The 21,520-nt window shown below is 70.1% G+C and carries 24 protein-coding genes and 2 pseudogenes; 16 read left to right on the top strand and 10 right to left on the bottom strand.

Annotation, left to right across the window (positions count from 1 at the left end):
- Positions 1–204: 204 nt before the first annotated feature.
- Genes EZH22_RS10065 through EZH22_RS10055 form a run of 3 tightly spaced genes read left to right on the top strand, consistent with a single transcriptional unit; the run spans position 205 to position 1,821 of the window.
- A complete protein-coding gene (locus EZH22_RS10065; RefSeq protein WP_203195499.1) occupies positions 205–504 on the top strand; it encodes an ArsR/SmtB family transcription factor in 300 nt (99 codons plus the stop codon).
- On the top strand, positions 501–1,565 hold the full coding sequence (locus tag EZH22_RS10060) for a permease (RefSeq protein WP_203195498.1): 1,065 nt from the start codon (positions 501–503) through the stop codon (positions 1,563–1,565). The genes EZH22_RS10065 and EZH22_RS10060 overlap by 4 nt, the downstream gene beginning before the upstream one ends.
- Positions 1,566–1,584: 19 nt before the next feature.
- Positions 1,585–1,821, top strand: a complete 237-nt coding sequence (locus EZH22_RS10055) for a thioredoxin family protein (protein WP_203195497.1) — start codon at positions 1,585–1,587, stop codon at positions 1,819–1,821.
- A 193-nt stretch (positions 1,822–2,014) separates the two neighbouring features.
- On the opposite strand, the gene EZH22_RS10050 is transcribed toward EZH22_RS10055, so the two are convergent.
- From EZH22_RS10050 to EZH22_RS10035, 4 genes are all read right to left on the bottom strand, one after another.
- Positions 2,015–2,878 (bottom strand): tRNA nucleotidyltransferase, encoded by an 864-nt coding sequence (locus EZH22_RS10050; RefSeq protein WP_203195496.1) that lies wholly within the window; start codon positions 2,876–2,878, stop codon positions 2,015–2,017.
- Between the two features lie 127 nt (positions 2,879–3,005).
- Complete coding sequence (locus tag EZH22_RS10045; protein ID WP_203195495.1) at positions 3,006–3,506, bottom strand: type III secretion system chaperone family protein; 501 nt, start codon at positions 3,504–3,506, stop codon at positions 3,006–3,008.
- A 348-nt stretch (positions 3,507–3,854) separates the two neighbouring features.
- Positions 3,855–4,154 (bottom strand): accessory factor UbiK family protein, encoded by a 300-nt coding sequence (locus EZH22_RS10040; RefSeq protein WP_203195494.1) that lies wholly within the window; start codon positions 4,152–4,154, stop codon positions 3,855–3,857.
- A gap of 85 nt (positions 4,155–4,239) precedes the next feature.
- Entirely contained in the window at positions 4,240–4,719 is a 480-nt protein-coding gene (locus tag EZH22_RS10035; RefSeq protein ID WP_203195493.1) for a DUF1579 domain-containing protein, read from the bottom strand.
- A 295-nt stretch (positions 4,720–5,014) separates the two neighbouring features.
- Here EZH22_RS10035 and lgt point away from each other — a divergent pair.
- From lgt to EZH22_RS10005, 6 genes and pseudogenes are all read left to right on the top strand, one after another.
- Positions 5,015–5,832 (top strand): annotated as a pseudogene (gene lgt / locus EZH22_RS10030) (prolipoprotein diacylglyceryl transferase).
- Complete coding sequence (locus EZH22_RS10025) at positions 5,829–6,935, top strand: class I SAM-dependent methyltransferase (protein ID WP_231711408.1); 1,107 nt, start codon at positions 5,829–5,831, stop codon at positions 6,933–6,935. The pseudogene lgt and the gene EZH22_RS10025 overlap by 4 nt, the downstream one beginning before the upstream one ends.
- A complete protein-coding gene (pgeF, locus tag EZH22_RS10020) occupies positions 6,932–7,699 on the top strand; it encodes a peptidoglycan editing factor PgeF (RefSeq protein WP_203195492.1) in 768 nt (255 codons plus the stop codon). Before EZH22_RS10025 ends, pgeF begins: the two co-directional genes overlap by 4 nt.
- A gap of 17 nt (positions 7,700–7,716) precedes the next feature.
- The gene (locus EZH22_RS10015; RefSeq protein ID WP_203195491.1) at positions 7,717–8,268 is read left to right on the top strand and encodes an RBBP9/YdeN family alpha/beta hydrolase; all 552 of its coding nucleotides are present in this window, start codon (positions 7,717–7,719) and stop codon (positions 8,266–8,268) included.
- A 214-nt stretch (positions 8,269–8,482) separates the two neighbouring features.
- Positions 8,483–9,163, top strand: a complete 681-nt coding sequence (locus EZH22_RS10010; protein WP_203195490.1) for a hypothetical protein — start codon at positions 8,483–8,485, stop codon at positions 9,161–9,163.
- Positions 9,164–9,273: 110 nt separating this feature from the next.
- Positions 9,274–10,226, top strand: a pseudogene (locus tag EZH22_RS10005) (ribose-phosphate pyrophosphokinase).
- Positions 10,227–10,256: 30 nt separating this feature from the next.
- Here the strand turns inward: EZH22_RS10005 and EZH22_RS10000 are convergent.
- Positions 10,257–11,027 carry a phosphatase PAP2 family protein gene (locus tag EZH22_RS10000; RefSeq protein WP_203195489.1) on the bottom strand — a complete coding sequence of 257 codons (771 nt, stop codon included), beginning with the start codon at positions 11,025–11,027 and terminating at the stop codon, positions 10,257–10,259.
- Positions 11,028–11,168: 141 nt separating this feature from the next.
- Between EZH22_RS10000 and EZH22_RS09995 the strand changes: the two genes are divergently transcribed.
- The 4 genes from EZH22_RS09995 (at position 11,169) to der (ending at position 14,298) form a co-directional block, all read left to right on the top strand.
- Positions 11,169–11,672 carry a YaiI/YqxD family protein gene (locus tag EZH22_RS09995; protein ID WP_203195488.1) on the top strand — a complete coding sequence of 168 codons (504 nt, stop codon included), beginning with the start codon at positions 11,169–11,171 and terminating at the stop codon, positions 11,670–11,672.
- 186 nt (positions 11,673–11,858) lie between these two features.
- Positions 11,859–12,551 (top strand): tetratricopeptide repeat protein, encoded by a 693-nt coding sequence (locus EZH22_RS09990; protein WP_203195487.1) that lies wholly within the window; start codon positions 11,859–11,861, stop codon positions 12,549–12,551.
- 25 nt (positions 12,552–12,576) lie between these two features.
- Entirely contained in the window at positions 12,577–12,846 is a 270-nt protein-coding gene (locus tag EZH22_RS09985; protein ID WP_203195486.1) for a hypothetical protein, read from the top strand.
- A 75-nt stretch (positions 12,847–12,921) separates the two neighbouring features.
- Positions 12,922–14,298: a ribosome biogenesis GTPase Der gene (gene der, locus EZH22_RS09980; RefSeq protein WP_203195485.1), complete on the top strand. Its 1,377-nt coding sequence runs from the start codon at positions 12,922–12,924 to the stop codon at positions 14,296–14,298.
- Positions 14,299–14,459: 161 nt separating this feature from the next.
- On the opposite strand, the gene hemW is transcribed toward der, so the two are convergent.
- Genes hemW through rph form a run of 3 tightly spaced genes read right to left on the bottom strand, consistent with a single transcriptional unit; the run spans position 14,460 to position 17,034 of the window.
- Positions 14,460–15,689, bottom strand: coding sequence for a radical SAM family heme chaperone HemW (hemW, locus tag EZH22_RS09975; protein ID WP_231711407.1), 1,230 nt, complete (start codon positions 15,687–15,689; stop codon positions 14,460–14,462).
- Positions 15,686–16,321, bottom strand: coding sequence for an RdgB/HAM1 family non-canonical purine NTP pyrophosphatase (gene rdgB, locus EZH22_RS09970; protein WP_203195484.1), 636 nt, complete (start codon positions 16,319–16,321; stop codon positions 15,686–15,688). Before rdgB ends, hemW begins: the two co-directional genes overlap by 4 nt.
- The gene (gene rph, locus EZH22_RS09965; protein ID WP_203195483.1) at positions 16,321–17,034 is read right to left on the bottom strand and encodes a ribonuclease PH; all 714 of its coding nucleotides are present in this window, start codon (positions 17,032–17,034) and stop codon (positions 16,321–16,323) included. The genes rdgB and rph overlap by 1 nt, the downstream gene beginning before the upstream one ends.
- Before the next feature lie 152 nt (positions 17,035–17,186).
- On the opposite strand from rph, the gene hrcA reads away from it, so the two are divergent.
- Together hrcA and grpE are read left to right on the top strand one after the other, a co-directional pair.
- Positions 17,187–18,314, top strand: coding sequence for a heat-inducible transcriptional repressor HrcA (gene hrcA / locus EZH22_RS09960; RefSeq protein WP_408647688.1), 1,128 nt, complete (start codon positions 17,187–17,189; stop codon positions 18,312–18,314).
- A 122-nt stretch (positions 18,315–18,436) separates the two neighbouring features.
- Positions 18,437–19,087 (top strand): nucleotide exchange factor GrpE, encoded by a 651-nt coding sequence (grpE, locus tag EZH22_RS09955; RefSeq protein WP_203195481.1) that lies wholly within the window; start codon positions 18,437–18,439, stop codon positions 19,085–19,087.
- Between the two features lie 94 nt (positions 19,088–19,181).
- Here the strand turns inward: grpE and EZH22_RS09950 are convergent, their stop codons facing one another.
- Together EZH22_RS09950 and efp are read right to left on the bottom strand one after the other, a co-directional pair.
- Complete coding sequence (locus EZH22_RS09950; protein WP_203195480.1) at positions 19,182–19,598, bottom strand: response regulator; 417 nt, start codon at positions 19,596–19,598, stop codon at positions 19,182–19,184.
- 117 nt (positions 19,599–19,715) lie between these two features.
- Complete coding sequence (gene efp / locus EZH22_RS09945) at positions 19,716–20,285, bottom strand: elongation factor P (RefSeq protein WP_203195479.1); 570 nt, start codon at positions 20,283–20,285, stop codon at positions 19,716–19,718.
- Between the two features lie 141 nt (positions 20,286–20,426).
- Between efp and epmA the strand changes: the two genes are divergently transcribed.
- Positions 20,427–21,488: an EF-P lysine aminoacylase EpmA gene (gene epmA / locus EZH22_RS09940; protein WP_203195478.1), complete on the top strand. Its 1,062-nt coding sequence runs from the start codon at positions 20,427–20,429 to the stop codon at positions 21,486–21,488.
- Positions 21,489–21,520 lie beyond the last annotated feature (32 nt).

Raw genomic sequence — 21,520 nt, 5'->3', positions numbered from 1 at the left:
CGCCTCCTGCCGCATCGATCCACGCGCGGTGCCCCAATCGTGATGCACGGCGGCGGTTTCCGCGGTCCTGCCGCGCGAACCACAGCGGCGGGCTGGCACACCCGAAACGGTCGTCACCGATGGCCAAAATCACCGCGCTACCGGCGATAGACCCGATAATAAATGCGCTTGCACGCATATGCGCATGAGAGTAACAAAACTCCCATGCCGTCCACCCTCACCCTTCTGTCGGCCCTGGCCGAACCCACCCGCCTCGCGGCGGTCCGCCTCCTGTGGGATGGGCGCGAGCATTGTGTCTGCGAACTCGTGCGCGTCCTCGGCGTCACCCAATCCCGCATGTCGCGCCATATGGCGGTGCTCAAGCAGGCTGGCGTCGTGGTGGATCGGCGGGACGCCCAATGGGTGCGCTACCGACGTAATCCTGAATTGCCGGCCGAGCAGGCGGCCATCATCAATGCTGTCCTCAACAGCCTGGACGCTTCATCGAACAGGAGAGCCGCATGAGCGCCGACCTGTCATTGACCAGGCGCAAGCCGCCCCGGGAGGCATCGCCTCTGGCCTGGGCGGCGGCGACCGTCGCGGCGATCGCCCTCTGGTTCGTGGTCTATGCCCAGCTCGCGCCGTTCTCCCAATGGCTGGTGGCCCGCCTGCCGGTGGAGCCCGGCAGCCATCTCGCCGAAGCGGTCGCGTTCTTCATCTACGACACGCCCAAGGTGCTGATGCTGCTGACGCTGGTGGTCTTCGCCATGGGCGTGGTGCGCAGCTTCTTCTCCGCCGAGCGCACCCGTGCGCTGCTCGCCGGAAAGCGCGAGGGACTCGGGAATGTCGCGGCCGCCGGCCTCGGCATCGTCACGCCCTTCTGCTCCTGCTCGGCGGTGCCGCTGTTCGTCGGCTTCGTCTCCGCCGGCGTGCCCCTCGGCGTGACGTTTTCCTTCCTCATCGCCGCGCCCATGGTCAACGAGGTGGCGCTGGGCCTCCTGTTCGCGCTGGTCGGCTGGAAGGTGGCGCTCACCTATCTGGCATTCGGCCTCTCCATCGCCATCGTCGCCGGATGGATCATCGGCCGGCTGCACCTGGAAGGCTGGCTGGAAGACTGGGTGCGCAATGTGCGTGCCAGTCCGGTCGAGCTACCGCCAAACGGCATGACGCTGGTGGACCGCATCAGGGCGGGTCTCGACGCGGTGCGCGACATCGTCGGCAAGGTGTGGATGTGGATCATCGCCGGCATCGCGGCGGGCGCCTTCATCCACGGCTACGTGCCGGCGGATCTGCTCGGCTCCATCATGGGGCGGGATGCGTGGTGGTCGGTTCCGGCCGCGGTGCTGCTGGGCATTCCCATGTATTCCAATGCTGCGGGCATCATCCCGGTGGTGGAGGCCCTGCTGGCCAAGGGGGCGGCGCTGGGCACCGTGCTGGCCTTCATGATGGCGGTGATCGCTTTGTCTCTGCCGGAAATGATCATCCTGCGCAAAGTCCTGAGCCTGAAGCTGATCGCCGTGTTCGTGGGCGTGGTCGGCACCGGCATACTCGCCGTGGGGTTCCTGTTCAACGCGCTGTTTTCCTAGAACAAGAAAGGCAAAAGCCATGAAAGACGTGAAGGTGCTCGGCCCCGGCTGCTCCCGCTGCGAGGCAACGGCACAGATGGTGCGGGATGAGGCCGCCAAGCTCGGGCTCGACGTGAGCGTGGAGAAGGTCACCGACTATGCGGTGATCGCGGGCTACGGCATCGCCTCGACCCCCGGCATCGTCATCGACGGCAAGGTGGTGCACGCCGGCGGTCTGCCCAAGCCGGATGATGTCGCCCGCTGGCTCTCGGCTTGAGCGCCGCATGCATGATCAAGGGCATCGAGCGGGTGGCCCCGATGCTGAACTTCGAGCTGCGCGGGGGTGCTAATCTCCTGAGCCTGAAGGGGCCGGATGGGCGGCCGGCGGTTCTGACGCGGGGTCGGAAACTGCCCGGTCATGACGGCGAGTGCGGGACAGAGAGGCCCGGCCTCAGGTTATTTGATGCGCCTCACGCCTCGCTGTCGGCCCACCGCTCCGAGCGAAACGCCGTGGCGATGGCCTGGGCGCGGGCGAGGGAGAGGTCGGCGTCGTCCAGCCCGTCCGCCTCCACGCCGGCACAGGCGTCGCGTGCCTGCCCCAGCAGGTCCACCTTGGGGTGGGTCTCGCCGAGGCGGTCGCCATAGCCGAAATAGTCGCAGGTGGCGACCAGCAGCAATTTCTCGAACAACACGGGATCGCGGAACGCCCCGCTGCGCTCCAGCATGGCCGCCACCGGGCCGGCGCGCACGGGGGAGACACGGTGCACCCGCTCGCACTCGTTCAGCGCCATGAGCGCGAGGTCATGGCAAACCCCCGGCACGCCGAAGCGCTCGCAAATGGCGTCGATGCGGGGCACGCCACGCTCGATGTGGCGGTGGTGCACCGGCAGGTGCTCCCGCGGGGAATCGGATTTACCGGCGTGCATCACCAGAAGCGCGAAGCGCACCTCAAGGGGCGCATCGCGCCGCGCCGCCTCGGAGAGGGCGGCAAGGAGGAGCATGCCGAGGTCGATCTCGTCCGCCGTGTCAGTGATCTGCGGCACGCCGAACAGGCCCGCCACCTCGGGCAGCACCACCTCCAGCACGCCGCACTCGCGCAGCGCCTTGACCATGGTGGCCGGCGACGGGGCCATCAGGCCGCGCTCCAGCTCGGGCCACATCTCGCCGGGAGACAGGCTGTCGAGGGCGCCCACCTCCATCTGCTCGAACATGAGGTCGAGGGTGTCCTCGTCCGCCTCGCTGCCTTCGGCGAGGAGCGCCGCGAGGCGCAGGAGGGCGAGGCCCGGGTGCATCTGCACCAGATCGGACGGGAGGAAAGGCGGTTTGCGGTCCATCGGGAAATTGGACCACTACCGGGATGCTCAATGCAAGCTTTTGCTGAACGGCGGCCGCGCCACCGCCGCCACCGGACCGCAAGCTCCCCCGCGGGGGAGCGGTGCCACTACGCCGCGAGGACCGCGCTCAGGCCTCGCCGACCGTGTCGAAGAGGGCCGTCTCCATGGCCTCCTTGGCGGTCTTTCCGGCCCAGACCACGAACTGGAAGGCGGGATAATAACGCTCCACCGCGTCGAGCGCCGCGTCCACGATCACCTCGCACTGCCGGTCGGAGGCGGTTGCGCCGCCCGCCAGCACCAGGGCATGGCGGAACATGATCACACCTTCCTGCGACCACATGTCGAAATGGCCGAGCCACATCTGCTCGTTGACCAGGGCCAGGAGCTTCAGCACCTCGGCCCGGCGCCCCTCGGGCACCTTGAAGTCGAAGGCACAGGCCAGATGCAGCGCCTCCAGCTCGTCCATCCACTGGAAGGAGACATGGCAGTCCGTCCAGCGGCTGGTGAGCGAGAGGGTGATCTCGTCCTCGTCTGAACGCTCAAACGACCAATCGTGGAGGGCAGCGAGCTGCTCCACCAAATCGACCGGGTTCGCCGGCGCATCGGCTTCGATGTCGATGAGAGACATGGCCTCGACCTCGCGGTTTGAGGAACGCGGAGAGGGTCGAACGCGGCAACCTCCGCAAGCGAGGCCAGTGGCGATCGGGCCATGTGGCATGCGCAGCGCGGCGTGCCGGGCGGAAGCCCACCCGGGGGGCAGACATAACCCTTGGGTCGACATTCCTGGCGAGACTGCACCCCGTCGTATACCCGATACGACGAACCGGCTCCGAATCGCCACGAAAATCAGTATATCGCGGGTAAAGATTTTCCCGCTACGACAGATTGTGGTCCGTTCTCGCACATGCGACCGATTTTCGCATTGCGGCAAGTCGGCGCGGGAACAGGCACGGCAATCGATACGGGTCGGGCGCCCTCAGGCGGGCTGGTCCCCGGCCGCGGGATCGGCGGGGCGCGCGGGGGCGGCGCCGCGCAGGGTGGCCTCCAGCGCCTCCAGGCGGGCGGCGAGGCGCTCGTTCTCGGCGCGGGCGGCGGCGGCCAGGTCCTTCACCGCCTCGAACTCCTCGCGCTTCACCAGGTCCATGTCGCGCAGGAAGCGCTCCATCTGCGCCTTCATCACGGTCTCGGCCTCGCGCCGCACCCCCTGGGCGACCCCCGCGGCGTCGTTCACGAGACGCGCCATCTCGTCGAAGATTCGGCCGGTGGTCTGGGTCATGGGAGCCTCCTCGCGCGGGTTCGCGGCTTGGGCGCAAGATGGCGCCGCCCGCCCGTCGGCGCAAGGGCGGCCCGAGCAGACGCCCTCACGCGACCCGGCGGTAGCGCACGACGAACAGCTCCTTCCAGCTCCCGTCCGGTTGGCGCGAACGCGAGGTGAGGGTGCGCGCGTCCCCGCCTTCGAAGGCGATCACGTCCTGATAGTCCGTGATGCCGGTGCCGTCGAGGGCTGGCCCACGGGTGTCGAGCGTAACCGTGTCCGCGGCCGTGTCGATGGTCCCCTCATAGGTCCACATGTGGGTCATCATGGAGCCGATCCAGGACCCCACCACCTTCTGCCTCGCCGGATCGTATCCCAGGGTCATGATGTTGATGGCGGTGCCATGCTCCAGCAGCTCCATGCGGCCTTCGCACACGACCCAGACATCGCCCACGCAGCGCGCCGTCTCGGTGCCGGTGTACAAGGGCTCCCTTGTCGCCCTGGCCTCCGTGGAGGGAGCCTCCACCACCCATTCGCCCATGAGCCGCCGCAGCCACCGATGCTCCGCCTGGGGTTCGCCGTGCATGATGGTCCTCCCGGGTTGACCGGAACATTATCGTCTTCCGTTGCGGAATGTAATGCGGAACGAAGCGCTTCCGCTGTCCGCGTTCCGCCACCGCCCCCGGCTTGACGACCGGCACCCGGCGCGGCACATGACGGCCCCGTCCGGCGGCGCGCCCAACCGGGGATGCCCCAGTGGTTCGACCGCGACAGATGGTTCCATCTGTCGCGGTCGAACCATGAGCCTTTGATCTGGCGGAGCAATTTTTCGAAACGGATGGGTACCTATCCGTTTCGGTTGATCCACCAGGGGGGACCACATGCCCACCTTCGCCCTGCCCTTCCCGGCCATCGATCCCGTGCTGCTCCAGGTCGGCCCGCTGGCCGTCCGCTGGTACGCCCTCGCTTATATCGCCGGGCTGGTGCTCGGCTGGCTGCTGGCCCGCAGGCTGGTGGCGCGGCCGGCGCTGTGGGGCGGCACCTCGCCCATGCGCCCGCAGGATCTCGACGACGCCCTGTTCTGGGCGACCCTCGGCGTCATCCTCGGCGGCCGCATCGGCTACGTGCTGTTCTACAATCCCGCCTATTTCGCCGCGAATCCGGCGGACATCGTCGCGGTCTGGAAGGGCGGCATGTCGTTCCACGGCGGGCTCGCGGGCACCCTAGTGGCGCTCGCCCTGTTCGCCCGCTCGCGCGCCATACCGGTCATGTCCCTGCTGGACGTGGCCGGGGTGGTGGCGCCCCTCGGCCTGTTGTTCGGCCGGCTCGCCAATTTCATCAATGGCGAGCTGTGGGGCCGGCCGGCGGACGTGCCCTGGGCCATCGTCTTCCCCCACGGCGGCGACGTACCGCGCCACCCCAGCCAGCTCTACGAGGCGGGCCTGGAAGGCCTGGTGCTGTTCCTGGTGATGCTGCTGGTGGTGCGGCTCGGCGGGCTGAAACGGCCGGGGTGGCGGCGGGCATCTTCGGCATCGGCTACGGCGTCTCGCGCATCGTCGGCGAGTTCTTCCGCGAGCCGGACGCCCAGCTCGGCTACCTGGCCTTCGGCACCACCATGGGCATGTGGCTCTCGGTGCCGCTGGTCCTCGCCGGGCTCGGCCTCCTGCTCTTCGCCCTGACGCGCAAGCGGCACCCGTGACCACGCCGCTCGCCGAGGAGATCCGCACCCTCATCGCCGCCGAGGGTCCCATGCCGGTGAGCCGCTACATGGCCCTCGCCCTCGGCCATCCCCGCCACGGCTATTACATGACGCGCGACCCGCTCGGCGCGCACGGCGACTTCACCACCGCCCCCGAGATCAGCCAGATGTTCGGCGAGCTCCTGGGCCTGTGGGCGGTGGCCAGCTGGCAGCAGATGGGCGCGCCTGACCCTTTCCGCCTGGTGGAGCTCGGCCCCGGCCGCGGCACGCTCATGGCGGATGCGCTGCGGGCGGCGCGCCTCGTGCCCGGCTTCGGCGCGGCGGCGCGCATCCATCTGGTGGAAACGAGCCCGGTGCTGACGGTGACACAGGCGCGAACCCTGGCGTCGCAAGCGTCCGCCGCCTCCTGGCACCAGCGGATCGAGGATGTGCCGGACGGTCCGGCCCTGGTCCTCGCCAATGAATTCTTCGATGCCCTGCCCATCGACCAATATGTGCGGACCGCCGGGCACTGGCACGAACGGCGGGTAGGGATGGATGCGGGCGGCCGCCTCGCGTTCGGCCTTGATCCGGCCCCGTCCCGCGCCGCCCAGTTGCTGGCCGGCCACCTGCCCCCGGCCCCCGATGGCGCGGTGCTGGAACATATGGAGAGCGGCCCCGCCCGCGCCCTCGCCGCGCGGCTCTTGGCGCAGGGCGGCGCCGCCCTGATCGTCGATTACGGCCATGCGGGCGGCTTCGGCGACACGCTGCAGGCGCTGGAAAAGCACCGCTTCGCCGATCCGCTGGCGGCGCCGGGGGCGGCGGACCTCACCGCCCACGTGGACTTCTCCGCCCTCGCCCGCATCGCCGTCGCGGCGGGACTGAAGGCTTTCGGCCCGCTGGAGCAGGGGGATTTCCTCGCCCGGCTCGGCCTTGCCGCCCGCGCCGAGCGGCTGAAGCGCGATGCCCCGGAGGCGACGCGCGCCGCCGTGGATGCCGCCGCCCGCCGCCTCGCCGGAACCGGGGACGCAGACATGGGGCGGCTGTTCAAGGTGCTCGTCCTCGCCCATCCTGACCTTGGGGCGCCGCCCGCGTTCGACCTGTCCGAGGAGTTCTGCCCATGAAGATCGAGGCGCCGTCGCTCGCGGCCCTGCCCGGCATCCGCCACGCCTTCTTCACCCGGCAGGGCGGCGTCTCGCAAGGCATCTATACGAGCCTCAACGGCGGCCTGGGCTCCAGCGACGATCCCGCGGCGGTGATGGAGAACCGCGCCCGCATGGCGGCGGAGATCGGCGTGGAAGCCCCGGCCCTCCTCGCCTGCTGGCAGGTGCACTCGCCCGACGCGGTGGTCGCCACCGAGCCCTGGACCCGGGAAACCGCGCCCAAGGCCGACGCGATCGTGACGCGGACGCAGGGCATCGGCGCCGCCGTCTCCATCGCCGATTGCGGGCCCATCCTGTTCGCCGATCCTGAGGCGCGGGTGGTGGCGGCCGCCCATTCCGGCTGGAAGGGCGCGCTCACCGGCATCGTCGCGTCCACCGTTTCCCGCATGGAGGAGCAGGGGGCGCGGCGGGCGGACATCCGCGCCGTCGTCGGCCCGCTCATCCGCCAGCAAAGCTACGAGGTGGGAGAGGACTTCGTCGCCCGCTTCCTCGCCGAGGACAAGGGCTTCGCCCGCTTCTTCGCCCCGGCCGACCGGGCCCACCATGCCCTGTTCGACCTGCCCGGCTTCATCCGCCTGCGCCTCGAGCAGGCCGGAATCGGCCATGTGGAGGATCTCGGCCTCGACACCTATTCGGACGAGGCGCGCTTCTTCTCCTATCGCCGCACCACCCACCGCAAGGAACCCGACTACGGCCGGCTGATGGCCGCCATCGCCCTCGCCTGAGCCTCCCGGACCAACCCATGCGCTCCACCGACGCCACCCTCCTCATCGTCCCTGGCTGGCAGGGCTCGGACGCCGACCATTGGCAGAGCCGGTGGGAGCGCGCCCTCTCCTCCGCCCGCCGGGTGGAACAGGCCGACTGGGAGCGGCCCGACCGCGTCGACTGGCCGCGCCGGCTCGCCGCGGCGGTGGCTGCGGCGGACAAGCCGGTGGTGGTGGTGGCCCATTCCCTCGGCGTGCCCACCCTGCTCCACGCCGCCCCCCTGCTGCCGCCCGGCAAGGTGAAGGGCGCGTTCCTCGTGGCACCGCCGGACCTGGACGCGCCCGGCCTTCCCGCCGTGCTCGCGCCCTTCGCCCCGGTGCCGACGGCGCCCCTGCCCTTCCCCTCCGTGCTGATCGCCAGCCGCACCGACCCCTATTGCGCCTTCGACCGGGCGGAGGGCTTCGCCCTCGACTGGGGCTCGGCGCTCGTGGATGCCGGGGATGCCGGCCACATCGGCTCGGCCTCCGGCTTCGGCCCCTGGCCGGAGGGCTCCATGCGGCTTCTCGGCTTTCTCCAGTCGCTGAAATAGAACGCTCTCGAGCGAAGCGGGCACCGGGGCGCGCGAAGAAAGCGCGTCAACTGAAAGACTTGTGGCACGCTGGCGATGCGATGCACCGCCAAATGCCCCAAGCGGCCCGGCCCGCATTTTCACAGGCCCGTTAACCGCATCTTAACCGTTTTTCTGGACCCGGCCGCCGTTTCCCGCTACGCCTGCGGCGACGAGACAAGCGCCGGGAGCCACCATGCGGGGACACAAGGCAGAGGTCGTACCGCCAGCGCCACCGCGCCGCCCGTGCGAGCTTTCCGCCAGCGTTCAGCTCCCGCGCGTATCCTGGCTGGCGGCCCGCTGCGCCGGGCTTTTCCTGTGCGTGGCCCTCGCCGCCTGCCAGACCGATGGCCCGGGCATGGCCGGGGCGGGCGGGCGCACCCTCGCCTTCGACACCATCGACGGCCCGCCCCCGGCCACCTTCGACAAGCTGGTGGGCGACCTGACAAGCGAGGCGCAGACACGCCGGGTCGCCGTGGTATCGCGCTCAACGCCCGCCGCCTACCGCGTGAAGGGCTATCTCGCCATGCACGTGGAGCGCGGCAAGGCCACCGTCGCCTATGCCTGGGACGTCTACGACCAGAACCAGACCCGCGTCGCCCGAGTGGTGGGCGAGGAGCCCGCCGGCCCGGTGAAGGGCGGCGCCGCCAACGGCTGGGCCGCCTGCGACGACGCCGTGGTGGCGCGCATCGCCGACCAGTCCATGGCGAGCCTCGCCGAGACGCTGGGCGCCTCCGGCGCCGTGCCAGCGGCGGCGCCGCAGCCCGCGGACACCCCGCGGCCCGACGGCGGATCCGGCGTGCCGGTGGCCGCCCTCACCACACCCGGCTCAGGCCTCCCTGCCTCCGGCGCTGCCCTGGCGTACGCCGACCGCTGACGTGGCCCAATCGCGCGGGGTCGAGCTGGCCCTTTACAACATTGTGACGGCCCGCCTATCAGAACCACGCACGCTTTCGATCAGGCTCGGAAGCACCGGCGGAGCATCCCATGTCAGCGGAGAACGGTCCCATGAAGCTCGTCGCGGGCAATTCCAACCGCGCGCTCGCTGAAGCCATCGCCGCCTACCTTGCCACCCCGCTCACAAAGGCCGTGGTGCGCCGCTTCGCGGACATGGAGATCTTCGTCGAGATCCAGGAGAACGTGCGCGGGCAGGACACGTTCGTGGTGCAGTCCACCTCGTTCCCGACCAACGACCACCTGATGGAGCTCTTGATCATCATCGATGCGCTGCGCCGCGCCTCGGCCAAGCGCATCACGGCGGTCCTGCCCTATTTCGGCTACGCCCGCCAGGACCGCAAGCCCGGCCCCGCACGCCCATCTCGGCCAAGCTCGTCGCCAACCTCATCACCCACGCCGGTGCCGACCGGGTGATGACGCTGGATCTCCACGCCGGCCAGATCCAGGGCTTCTTCGACATCCCCACCGACAACCTCTATTCCGCGCCGGTGATGGTGCGCGACATCAAGGAGCGGTTCGAGCTCTCCAACGTGATGGTGGTGTCGCCCGACGTGGGCGGCGTGGTGCGCGCCCGCGCGCTGGCCAAGCGCATCGACGCCCAGCTCGCCATCGTCGACAAGCGGCGCGAGCGCCCCGGCGAGAGCGAGGTGATGAACGTCATCGGCAATGTGGAAGGCCGCTCCTGCATCCTCGTGGATGACATCGTCGATTCGGGCGGCACGCTGGTAAATGCGGCGGAGGCTCTGCTCGCCCGCGGCGCCAAGGAAGTGCATGCCTACATCACCCACGGCGTGCTCTCCGGCGGAGCGGTGGCGCGCATCACCGCCTCCAAGCTCAAGGAACTGGTGATCACCGATTCCATCCAGCCCACCGAGGCGGTGCGGGTGGCGCGCAACATCCGCGTCCTCTCCATCGCCACCCTCATCGGCGAGGCCATCGCCCGCACGGCGCACGAGGAATCGGTCTCCAGCCTGTTCGACTGACCTGCGCCCTCGGCCGCCGGCCGTGCGCGCTCAGCGCCGGGTCGGCTGGACGCTGCCTTCCGACTCCACCTCACCCCGGCGCTGCAGCCACAGCATCAGCAGCCAGGACGCGGCGGCCCAGGCGGCACCCAGCGCCCAGCCGCCGAGCACGTCGGTGGGCCAGTGCACGCCGAGATAGATGCGGCTGACGCCGACGATCACGGTCAGCGCCGTCGCCGATCCCAGCAGGAACACCTTCACCCGCGTCCGCGCCTGGGTCCGCGCCAGCAGCGCCCCGAGGGTCAGGTAGACCACCGCCGAAAGCATGGCGTGGCCCGAGGGAAAGCTCTGGCTGTAGACCGACATGCCGTGCGGCACGAGATCCGGCCGCGGCCGGTCGAAGCCCCATTTCAGCACCTGCGACAGGAGCGTGCCCCCCGCCACCGACACCGCGACGACGATCGCCGCGTGACGCTTGGCGGTCATCATGAGGAAGATCAGCACCAGAACGGTGAGCAAGGTGAGCACCGCAGTCCCGCCCAGCGCGGTGAAATCGCGCATGCTTTCCTCCAGCCAGGGCGGCCCGAGCGGGTCCGACGGATCGGCGGGATTGCGCAGGGCGACAAGGATGCCGCGGTCGAGCGCCCCGGGCGCCCCCTCCATGACCTCGTCGGCCACCTTGATGAAGGTGTAGAAACCGAGGGCGCTGAAGGCGACCACGGCGAGCGTGGCGCGTTCCATGCCCCCCACGGAGGCAAGCAGCGGGCCGACGACGGGAAGGGCTTCGAGGTGGCGCCAGCCACGGCGGATCAAGGAACGCATGGGCGCAAGGGTTGGCTTGGCCGGGCGGCGGCGTCAACACCCCCTTTTGCGGTCCTCCTCCCCCGCCATGCCCCGGTCACGGCGCACGATCGCCCGCAGGCCCGCCTTGCGCCCCGGCCGCGCACCTGTCATCAGCCGCCCATGACCGCCCGTCCGGAGCCCATCGCCCTTTATCTCGACGCCGACGCCTGCCCGGTGAAGGAGGAGGCCTACAAGGTCGCCTTCCGCCATCAGGTGCGCGTGTTCGTGGTGGCCAACACGCCTTTGGCGGTGCCGCGCGATCCCATGGTGGAGCGCGTGATCGTGCCGGCCGGCCCCGACGCCGCGGACGACTTCATCGCCTCCCGCGCCCGCCGGGGCGACGTGGTGGTGACCGCCGACATCCCCCTGGCCGCGCGCTGCGTCGCCGCCGGGGCCGATGTGATCGGCCCCACCGGCAAGCCTTTCACCAAGGATTCCATCGGCATGGCGCTCGCCACCCGCAACCTGATGGAGGACCTGCGCTCGGCGGGGACGGTCACAACCGGGCCTCGGCCGTTCGCGCCGCGGGATCGCTCCGCCTTCCTCTCCGCCCTCGACCTCGCCTTCGTGCGGCTGAAGCGCGCGGGCTTTTCCACGAGCCCGCCCGGCCGGCCGGTGGACTGAGCGTTCGGACGGGCTTCTCCCGGGTCCGGTTCCCGTGCGCCGGGCCGGCGCGCGGGAACCGGGCACCCTGAGGGCCGCATCCGGTGTGACAACGCCCTGAAAACGCCGCGTTTGCCACGATGCAGCCGCATGGATACTTTACGCGCCCTTTTGCCGGCGTGCCGGCCCACACGAAGTCGCGGACCCATGACGGACATTTTTCACGAGATCGAGGAAGACCTCCGGCGCGAGCGCCTGCGCAAGCTGTGGGACCGCTTCGGCGGAGTCATCATCGGCCTCGCCGTTCTGGCGGTGGTCGGCGCGGGCTCCTGGAGCGGCTACCAGTACTGGCGCCACCAGCAGGCGGTTTCCGCCAGCACCGCATTCCAGGCTGCGGCAAAGCTGGCGGAAGACGGCAAGCTCGCGGAGGCGGAGGCCGCTTTCAACGCCCTCGCCAAGGACGCCCCCGGCGGCTACCGCATGGTGGCCCTGTTCCGCGCCGCCGGCGCGGCGGCGGCCCGCGACAAGGCGGCCGGCGTCGCTGCCTTCGACGCCATCGCCGCCGACACGCGCCTCGATCCCCTGGTGCGCGACCTCGCCCAGCTGCGCGCCGGCCTGATTCTCGTGGACACAGCAAGCCTTGCCGACGTGACACGGCGCGTCGGCCCTCTTGCCGCCGGCACCGGGCCGCTGCGCCATTCGGCGCGCGAGGTGCTGGCCCTCGCCCAGCTCAAGGCCGGCGACGCCGCCGCCGCCAACAAGACCGCGACCGAGGTCACCGCCGACGCCGCGACGCCCCCCGGCGTGCGCTCGCGCGCGGAGCTCATCCGTCGCCTGACCGCCAACGCCGCGCCAGCCGTCACCACCCCGGCGGCCGGCGCCCCAGCCGCCACGCAGTAGGATCAGAGCCAGTGAGGAGCCGCCCATGAAGATTGAGAACGGCGTTTTCAGGTCGCTGCGTCTGGTGCTCGGCCTCGGGCTCGCCTTGTCGGTCGCGGGCTGCGAATCGACGGATTTCTTCAGCTTCCTGGAGCAGCAGAAAAAGCCGCTGCCCGGGGCGCGCAATCCCGTGTTCCCCACCGGCGTACCGGGGGTGGACTACTCGTCCAGGAGCCTCGGCCAGCCCAGCAATCCGGCAGCCGTCGAACCGCCGCCGACCCCGCCGCCGAGCGGCCAGCAGCAACAGCAGCGCTGAGGCGCGGCTCCCCACCGCACCGGCCGGAAGGCCAAGCGCCGATCCCGTGGCCCTCCTTCCCTGGTGCCCATTCCCATGACCTTCTCCCTGGCCATCGTCGGCCGCCCCAATGTGGGCAAGTCCACCCTCTTCAACCGCCTCGTGGGCAAGAAGCTCGCGCTGGTGGACGACCGCCCCGGCGTGACCCGCGACCGGCGGGAGGGAGACGCCCGGCTCGGCGACCTCTCCTTCCGCATCGTCGACACCGCCGGCCTCGAGGAGGCGGACGCGGCCACCCTCGAAGGGCGCATGCGCGCCCAGACCGAGGCGGCCATCGGCCATGCCGACGCCATCCTCTTCATGATCGACGCCCGCATCGGTCTCACCCCCACCGACCGGGCCTTCGCCGAGCTGGTGCGCAAGTCCGGCAAGCCGGTGATCCTGCTCGCCAACAAGAGCGAGGGCCGCGGCGGCGAGGCGGGCACCATGGAAGCCTTCGCCCTCGGCCTCGGCACGCCGGTGCCGCTCTCCGCCGAACACGGGGAAGGCCTCGGCGACCTCTACGACGCCATCTGCGACGCCCTGCCCGAGCAGACCCGCCCGGACCCGGAGGAGGAAGAAGAAGAGGACGCGCCGGCCGAAGAGGATGCGGCGGAGGGGAAGCCCCGCCGTCCCATCAAGGTGGCGGTGCTGGGCCGGCCCAATGCGGGCAAGTCCACCCTCATCAACCGCCTGCTTGGCGAGGACCGGCTCCTGACCGGGCCAGAGGCCGGCATCACCCGCGACTCCATCTCCGTGGAAGTCACCTATGCGGGCGTGAAGCTGGAGGTGTTCGACACCGCCGGCCTGCGCAAGCGCGCGCGCATCGAGGACAAGCTGGAGAAGCTTTCCGCCGCCGACGCCCTGCGCGCCATGAAGTTCGCCGAGGTGGTGGTGCTGCTGGTGGACGCCACCCATCCCTTCGAGGAACAGGACCTGCGCATCGCCGACCTGGTTGCCCGCGAGGGCCGGGCGCTGGTCATCGGCTACAACAAGGCGGACCTCGTGGCCCGCGGCGGCCTCGCCACCCGGCTGCGCGAGGAGGCGGACCGCCTTCTGCCGCAGGTGAAGGGGTTGCCCATCGTTCCGGTCTCGGGGCTCATGGGGCACGGGCTCGACAAGCTGGTGGGGGCGATCTCGGCCGCCCACAAGGTGTGGAACAAGCGCATCGCCACCAACCCGCTCAACCGCTTCCTGCAGCAGGTGACCGACACCCATCCGCCGCCGGCGGTGTCGGGACGGCGGGTGAAGCTGAGTTACATCACCCAGCCCAAGGCCCGCCCGCCCTCCTTCGTGCTGTTCTGCTCGCGCGCCGATGCGGTGCCGGAGAGCTATATCCGCTACCTGGTGAACGGCCTGCGCGAGAGCTTCGACCTACCCGGCGTGCCGATCCGGCTGACCCTGCGGCAGAAGGACAATCCCTACGCGGAGTGAGGGGCGCCAAAGGTCCCCCGGCCGAAATTCCCCGGCCAAGCGACGGCGCAGCCGAAGCGCCGGGCCGGGGTCCAGCGCACCTCTCGCGTCTCCTTGCGCGGGTCCCGGCTCTCCTTCCACTGCGCTTCTCTCCGTTCCGGCCGGCCGGGACACGAGGGCCCCTACCCCGCCAGCGCCGCGATCACCGCATTGAGCACCGGGAAGCCGGCATCGGTCACTTTCAACCGGTCGCCGGCAAGCGTTACCATCCCCTCGGCCACCAGCGCCGCGATGCGCTCCGGCACCACCCGTCCGCCGAGCCGGGCGTGGCGGGCGAGGTCCACGCCTTCCTTCAGGCGGAGCCCCATCAGCAGCATCTCGTCTGCCTGCTCGGCGGGGGAGAGGGCCTCGTCGCTGACGATGCCGTGGCCGTTGGCCTCGACTTGCGCCAGCCAGCCCTCCGGCGCGCGTTCGGTGAAGAGGGCGCGGCGCGCGCCCTCCACCAGCAGCCGGCCATGCGCACCGGCACCGATGCCGGCATAGGTGCCGTAGCGCCAATACACCAGATTGTGCCGCGCCTCCGCTCCCGGACGGGCATGGTTGGAAACCTCGTAGGCGGGAAGGCCGGCCGCGGCCGTCACCTCCTGCGTCACGTCCCACAGGGCGCGCGACACCTCGTCGTCGGGCAGGATCAGCTTGCCGGCGCCGTAGAGCCGCTCGAACGGCGTGCCCGGCTCGATGGTGAGCTGGTAGAGGGAGAGGTGCTCGCAGCCCTCCGCCAGGGCGCGCTTCAGCTCTGCGGCCCATCCCTCCGGCGTCTGCCGCGGGCGAGCGTAGATGAGATCGAAGGACACGCGCGTGAACGCCCTCCGGGCGATGGCGACGGCGGCCAGGGCCTCGGCCACCGAATGCATCCGCCCGAGGCCCTGCAGGTCCGTGTCGTCAAGGGCCTGCACCCCGAGCGAGACCCGGTTCACGCCCGCCGCACGATAGCCGTGGAAGCGCTCCGCCTCCACCGAGGTGGGGTTGGCCTCCAGCGTCACCTCGGCATCCGCCGTGAGCGGCCATGCCGCGTCGATGGCGGCAAGGATGGCCGCCACCGTCGCCGGCGCCATGAGGGAGGGCGTGCCCCCGCCGAAGAACACGGTCTGCGCCCGCAGCGGTCCCGACAGGTCGCGCATGTGCGCGATCTCGCGCCGGAACGCGGCGATGAAGCGGTCCTGATCCGGCGGCGCCTGCCGCACATGGCTGTTGAAGTCGCAATAGGGGCACTTGGCCTTGCAGAAGGGCCAGTGGACGTAGACGCCGAAGCCGCCCTCTGCGGCGCCCAACCCGAGCGGGGGCGACCGCTCCGCCGGCGTCAGGGGCAAGGTGTCCGGCGTGCCGCCGGCGGTCTGCGGTCGAACGCTCATCCCTTCAGGCACGCCTGCGACAGCTTGAGGAACGCCCGTGCCCGGTGCGACAGGCCGAACCCCTTGGGCGGCATGGAATGCTTCTCGTCCGCCGTCATCTCGGCGAAGGTCTTCACATGGTCCTGCGGCAGGAACATGGGATCGTAGCCGAAGCCCTTGGCGCCCCGGGGCGGCCAGACCAGGGTGCCGTCGACCACCCCCTCGAATTCCTCCAGGTGCCCGTCCGGCCAGGCGATGCACAGGGCCGAGACGAAGCGGGCGCGGCGCTGTTCCGGCGCCGTGGCGCCCACCTTCTGCAGCTCCACCTCCACCTTCTCCATGGCCATCTCGAAGTCCCGCTCCGGCCCGGCCCAGCGGGCGGTGTGGATGCCCGGAGCGCCGCCGAGGGCATCGATGACGAGCCCCGAATCGTCGGCGAAGGCGGGAAGCTGCGCCGCCTGCGCCGCCGCCACCGCCTTCAGGCGCGCGTTGCCGAAGAAGGTCTCCTCGGTCTCCTCCGGCTCGGGGAGGCGCAGCTCCCCGGCGGAGACCGCCTCCACCCCGTGCGGTTCCAGCAGCATGCGCATCTCGATGAGCTTGCCGGGATTGTGGGTGGCCACCACGAGGCGGCCGTCAAGGCGGCGGTGGCCCATCAGCCCACCGCGAGCTTCTGCAGGCCCACCAGCTTGTCCACCCCGGAGCGGGCGAGGGCGAGGAGGGACAGGAGCTCGTCCTGGGTGAAGGGGGTCTTTTCCGCCGTGCCCTGGATCTCGACGATGCCGCCGGTGCCGGTCATGACGAAATTGGCGTCGGTCTCGGCCACCGAGTCCTCGGCATAGTCGAGGTCGAGCACCGGCGTGCCCTCATAGATGCCGCAGGACACCGCCGCCACGTGCTGCTTCAGCGGCATCTCCTTGATCATGGAGCGCTGGCGCATCCACGACAGGCAATCGTAAAGCGCGATCCAGGCGCCGGTGATGGAGGCGGTGCGGGTGCCGCCATCGGCCTGGAGCACGTCGCAGTCGAGGGTGATCTGCTTCTCGCCCATGGCCACGAGGTCGGTGACCGAGCGCAGGGAGCGGCCGATGAGGCGCTGGATCTCCTGGGTGCGGCCGGACTGCTTGCCAGTGGTGGATTCGCGCCGGGTGCGGTCGTGGGTGGCACGGGGCAGCATGGCATATTCCGCCGTCACCCAGCCGCGGCCCTGGCCCTTGAGCCATGGCGGCAGACGCTCCTCCAGAGTGGCGGAGACGAGCACGTGGGTGTCGCCGAACTTCACGAGGCAGGAGCCTTCCGCGTGGCGCATGACGCCCCGTTCGAAGGAAACGGCGCGCATCTCGTCGGCGGCGCGCTTGCTGGGGCGCATGGGAACTACCTCTTTCTTGGTATTCTATCGGGTCTCGGGCGCTCCTTTTAGAGCGGCCGGGCCCGCGTGGGAAGCAAGGCCGCGCGCAGGCCCCCGCGCAGGACGCTTGAACACAGGCCCGGTCATGGACACATAATGGGGCGTGCGGGCCCATGCCCGCCGAAAGGAAGACAAGCACAGTGGCGCTCGATCCCCTCCTGCCCCTCGCCGCCGGCGGCCTCGCGCAGATCGACCAGCGCGCGCGGGAGATCTTCCGGCAGATCGTGGAAAGCTACCTCGCCACCGGCGAGCCCGTGGGATCGCGCAACCTCTCTCGCCTCATCCCCATGACGCTCTCGCCGGCCTCGGTGCGCAACGTAATGGCGGACCTGGAGGGCGCGGGCCTCGTCTACGCCCCCCACACCAGCGCCGGGCGGCTGCCCACCGAGCGCGGCCTGCGCTTCTTCGTCGATGCCCTCCTGGAGATCGGCGACATCAACGAGCGCGACCGCACCAATATCGAGACGCAGGTGATGGCTGCCGCCAAGAACACCACGGTGGATGGCGTGCTGCAGGAAGCCTCCGCCCTGCTCTCGGGCCTCGCCCGCGGGGCCGGCGTGGTGACCACGAACAAGACCGATCCGCGGCTGAAGCACGTGGAATTCGTGCCGCTGGAGCCGGGCCGGGCTTTGGTCATCCTCGTCTCCGAGGACGGGCAGGTGGAGAACCGCGTGCTGCCGCTGCCTACCGGGCTGCCCGTTTCGGCGCTGACCGAGGCGACCAACTTCCTGAACGCCCACATCCGTGGCCGCACCCTCGCCGAGGCCCGCTCGGAGATGGAGACCCTGCTCTCCGACCTGCGGCGCGACCTCGACACCCTCACCGCCCGGGTGGTGGAGGCGGGGCTCGCCTCCTGGTCCGGCGACGCGCCGGGGGAACGCAAGCTCATCGTCCGCGGCCAGGCCAAGCTGCTGGAAGACCTGCACGCGCTGGAGGACCTGGAGCGCATCCGCCTGCTGTTCGACGACCTGGAGACCAAGCGCGAGGTGGTGGACCTGCTCGGCCGGGCGGAGGAGGCGCAGTCCCTGCGCATCTTCATCGGCTCGGAGAACCGGCTGTTCTCCCTCTCCGGCTCCTCCACCATCGTCGCCCCCTACCGGGACGGGCAGGGGCGGGTGGTGGGGGTGCTCGGCGTCATCGGCCCGACGCGGCTCAATTACGGGCGGATCGTGCCCATGGTGGACTTCACCGCCCGCCTCGTCAGCCGCGTGCTCGGCGCTCCGGGGGCGGATGCCGCCTGAACGCGATCTCGCGCAGTCTTGATTTTTCCCCGCGCCGCCCCGATATGCGCGGGGAAAGTTTGGCCTTTGCCTCCAATGGTGCGAAACCGGGGGGCAAAACTTGAGGCAGGGGAAGAAACCGGATGAGCGAGCAGAAGCGCGCGCCCGAGACCGGCGGCGACGCAAGCGAAAACGGTGCGGGCACGGCGGCCGTCAATGAAGCGACGGCCGAGGCGGAAGCCCTCGCCACCGCAGATGCGCAGATCGGCGTGGACGACGGCGAGAAGCAGCGCCTCGAGGCCGAGATCGCCGGGCTGAAGGACAAGTTCCTGCGCGCCTTCGCCGAGGCGGAGAACATCCGCCGCCGGGCCGAGAAGGAAGTTGCGGACGCCCGGACCTACGGCATCGCCTCTTTCGCGCGCGACGTGCTGAATGTCGCCGATGACCTGGCGCGGGCCCTGGGGTCGGTGGACGATGCGGCCAAGGCCACCGCCGAGGGCGGCCTGAAGGCGCTGCTGGACGGGCTGGAGCTGACCGAGCGCGGCCTGATCAAGGCGCTGGAGAAGCACGGCATCCGCAAGATCGAGCCGAAGGGCGAGAAGTTCGACCCCAACATCCATCAGGCCATGTTCGAAGTGCCCGACCCGAGCGTGCCCTCGGGCACCGTGGTGCAGGTGGTGCAGGCGGGCTACGTCATTGGCGAGCGCGTGCTGCGGCCCGCCATGGTGGGCGTGGCGCGTGGTGGCCCGAAGGCGGAAGCCGCCTCGCCCGGCAAGGAAGCCGGCGCGGCCTGAGGCCATGCGCCTTTTGCATTTCCGGAATGCTCGCTTCGGCGGATTGCGCTTCTCGTGATCCGCCTGTTCTGCCGCGCAGGCGTGAGCGTTCCGCTCAGGCCTCGCTCGGGGCGGCCCGGGCACCGCTGCCGCCGGCCGATCCGACTGTGCCGCCCGACAACAGGTCGGCGAGGGCGTCCGCGATGACCTGGCTGGTGTAGGGCTTGCCCACGCGGGGAGCGTCGGCGAATTCCCGCGGCACGCGCACCGCGCCCGTATAGCCAGAGCAGAAGATGAAGGGGATGCCGCGGCCGGCGAGGATGGCGGCGGCGGGGTAGACCGGCTCGCCATTGAGGTTGACGTCGAGGATTGCGGCATCGACGCGCTCGTGGGCCGCAGCCTCCAGCGCCGCCCGAAGGCTGGAAATGGGGCCGACGACGCTATAGCCGAGGGAGCGGAGATTGTCCTCCAGCCCCAAGGCGACGAGGAACTCGTCCTCGACCACCAGCACCCGCAATCCTGTGAAGTTCATCGCCAAACGCCTGACCCGCTGCCATTTTCCACCACAACAGACAGAACTGGTAAAAGTTCCATCCGTCGTGGCTGGCGGCTGAAATGCGTGTTCCCGGCCGGCGCCGGGACGAGGCGATCAGTCCTTCGCGCGTTCCACGTAGGAGGCGTCGGCGGTCATGATGACCACGCGGGTGCCGGCGGCGATATGCGGCGGCACCATGGTGCGCACGCCATTGGAGAGCATGGCCGGCTTGTAGGAGGAGGATGCCGTCTGGCCCTTCACGGTCGGCTCGGTGTCCACGATCTCCAGCGTCACCCGCGCCGGCAGCTCGATGGCGATGGGATTGCCGTTGTGGGTGGAGAGCATGCACTCCATGCCTTCCTGGAGATAGACCGACAGGTCGCCCATGATGTCCTTGGGGACGGTGACCTGGTCGAAATTCTCCGGGTTCATGAAGGTGTAGCCGTCCGAATCCTCGTACAGGAAGGTGTGGGGGCGGTCTTCCACGAAGGCGCGCTCCACCTGCTCGGTGGTGCGGTAGCGCTCCGAGATCTTCACGCCATCGGAGATCCGGCGCATGTCGAGCTGGGTGACCGGCGTGCCCTTGCCGGGATGAATATTCTCGGCGGTGAGCACCACATAGAGCTTGTCGTCGATATCGACCACATTGCCTTTGCGCAGAGAGCTGGCGATGACCTTGACCACGTCGCGTCTTCCTCGAACTTTGTGCGGCGGCGTGCCGCTCCTGAACCGTTGGCGGGCAACATAGCGATCTTCGCGCGCAACGCCAGTCTCGCCCCCGCCTTTCTGCCACCCGCGCCAGCGGGAACAAGGATTTTCAGCCACATGGTGGTATCTTCGTCCGCCCCGAGCCCCTGGTGGAGCCCCTCCATCCATGCCGACCGGCGGCCTTTCCTGCTCGCCCGGTCGCGGATCACGGCGACGGTGCGCGCCTGGTTCGGCGCCGATGGCTTCGTGGAAGTGGAAACCCCCGCCCTCCAGCTCTCGCCGGGCAACGAGGCCCACCTGCACGCCTTCGCCACCGACCTCCACGCCCCGGATGGCAGCGTCCACCGGCTCTATCTGCGCACCTCGCCGGAATTCTCCGCCAAGAAGCTGCTGGCGGCGGGGGAAGAGCGCATCTTCGAGTTTGCCCGGGTGTTCCGCGACCGCGAGCGCGGCATGGCGCACCACCCGGAATTCACCCTGCTGGAATGGTACCGCGCCGGCGCACCCTACACCCGGCTCATGGACGACTGCGCCCGGCTCCTCGCCCTTGCCGCAGAGGCCGGTGGCGTTTCCCCCTTCTCCTGGCGCGGCCGGAGCTGCGACCCGAGGGCCGAGCCCGAGCGCATCACCCTGGTGGAGGCGTTCGCGCGCTTCGCCGGCATGGACCTCACCCGCGTGCTCCCCGCGCCCGGCGGCGCGAGCGAACCCGGCCCGTTCGCCGCCCTCGCCGCGCATGCGGGCATCCGTACCGCGCCGGACGACACCTGGGCGGACATCTTCTCACGGGTGTTGGTGGAGCGAATCGAGCCCAATCTCGGCATCGGTCGGCCGGCGATCCTGTGCGACTACCCGGTGAGCGAGGCGGCGCTGGCGCGGCCGAAGCCCGACGACCCACGCTTTGCCGAGCGGTTCGAGCTTTATGCCTGCGGCCTGGAGCTCGCCAACGCCTTCGGCGAGCTGACCGATGCACGCGAGCAGCGGCGGCGGTTCGAACAGGAAATGGCGGAGAAGGCGCGGCTCTATGGCGAGCGCTATCCCCTGGACGAAGATTTCCTCGCGGCCCTGGCGCAGATGCCGCAGGCCAGCGGATGCGCGCTGGGATTCGACCGGCTCGCCGTGCTGGCGAGCGGCGCGCGGCGCATCGAGGACGTGCTGTGGGCGCCGGTGGCGGCACCCTGAGCCGCCACCGGCGTCCTCGAATTCAGAAGATC

The organism is Xanthobacter dioxanivorans, assembly GCF_016807805.1.
Taxonomy (GTDB): domain Bacteria; phylum Pseudomonadota; class Alphaproteobacteria; order Rhizobiales; family Xanthobacteraceae; genus Xanthobacter; species Xanthobacter dioxanivorans.
The sequence above is the reverse complement of the archived record's forward strand: the minus strand, read 5'-3'. Positions and strand labels throughout refer to the sequence as shown.

Bases quoted from the DNA above. Each gene is read 5' to 3' on its own strand.
- EZH22_RS10010 (WP_203195490.1), top strand. From the start codon at position 8,483: ATGCGGGGACACAAGGCAGAGGTCGTACCGCCAGCGCCACCGCGCCGC.
- epmA (WP_203195478.1), top strand. From the start codon at position 20,427: ATGGTGGTATCTTCGTCCGCCCCGAGCCCCTGGTGGAGCCCCTCCATC.
- EZH22_RS10060 (WP_203195498.1), top strand. From the start codon at position 501: ATGAGCGCCGACCTGTCATTGACCAGGCGCAAGCCGCCCCGGGAGGCA.
- EZH22_RS10065 (WP_203195499.1), top strand. From the start codon at position 205: ATGCCGTCCACCCTCACCCTTCTGTCGGCCCTGGCCGAACCCACCCGC.
- EZH22_RS10045 (WP_203195495.1), bottom strand. From the start codon at position 3,506: ATGTCTCTCATCGACATCGAAGCCGATGCGCCGGCGAACCCGGTCGAT.
- der (WP_203195485.1), top strand. From the start codon at position 12,922: ATGACCTTCTCCCTGGCCATCGTCGGCCGCCCCAATGTGGGCAAGTCC.
- pgeF (WP_203195492.1), top strand. From the start codon at position 6,932: ATGAAGATCGAGGCGCCGTCGCTCGCGGCCCTGCCCGGCATCCGCCAC.
- EZH22_RS09990 (WP_203195487.1), top strand. From the start codon at position 11,859: ATGACGGACATTTTTCACGAGATCGAGGAAGACCTCCGGCGCGAGCGC.
- EZH22_RS09950 (WP_203195480.1), bottom strand. From the start codon at position 19,598: ATGAACTTCACAGGATTGCGGGTGCTGGTGGTCGAGGACGAGTTCCTC.
- EZH22_RS09995 (WP_203195488.1), top strand. From the start codon at position 11,169: ATGACCGCCCGTCCGGAGCCCATCGCCCTTTATCTCGACGCCGACGCC.
- EZH22_RS10035 (WP_203195493.1), bottom strand. From the start codon at position 4,719: ATGCACGGCGAACCCCAGGCGGAGCATCGGTGGCTGCGGCGGCTCATG.
- EZH22_RS10040 (WP_203195494.1), bottom strand. From the start codon at position 4,154: ATGACCCAGACCACCGGCCGAATCTTCGACGAGATGGCGCGTCTCGTG.
- hrcA (WP_408647688.1), top strand. From the start codon at position 17,187: ATGCCCGCCGAAAGGAAGACAAGCACAGTGGCGCTCGATCCCCTCCTG.
- hemW (WP_231711407.1), bottom strand. From the start codon at position 15,689: ATGAGCGTTCGACCGCAGACCGCCGGCGGCACGCCGGACACCTTGCCC.
- EZH22_RS10050 (WP_203195496.1), bottom strand. From the start codon at position 2,878: ATGGACCGCAAACCGCCTTTCCTCCCGTCCGATCTGGTGCAGATGCAC.
- EZH22_RS10000 (WP_203195489.1), bottom strand. From the start codon at position 11,027: ATGCGTTCCTTGATCCGCCGTGGCTGGCGCCACCTCGAAGCCCTTCCC.
- rdgB (WP_203195484.1), bottom strand. From the start codon at position 16,321: ATGGGCCACCGCCGCCTTGACGGCCGCCTCGTGGTGGCCACCCACAAT.
- EZH22_RS10015 (WP_203195491.1), top strand. From the start codon at position 7,717: ATGCGCTCCACCGACGCCACCCTCCTCATCGTCCCTGGCTGGCAGGGC.
- grpE (WP_203195481.1), top strand. From the start codon at position 18,437: ATGAGCGAGCAGAAGCGCGCGCCCGAGACCGGCGGCGACGCAAGCGAA.
- EZH22_RS10055 (WP_203195497.1), top strand. From the start codon at position 1,585: ATGAAAGACGTGAAGGTGCTCGGCCCCGGCTGCTCCCGCTGCGAGGCA.
- EZH22_RS09985 (WP_203195486.1), top strand. From the start codon at position 12,577: ATGAAGATTGAGAACGGCGTTTTCAGGTCGCTGCGTCTGGTGCTCGGC.
- rph (WP_203195483.1), bottom strand. From the start codon at position 17,034: ATGCGCCCCAGCAAGCGCGCCGCCGACGAGATGCGCGCCGTTTCCTTC.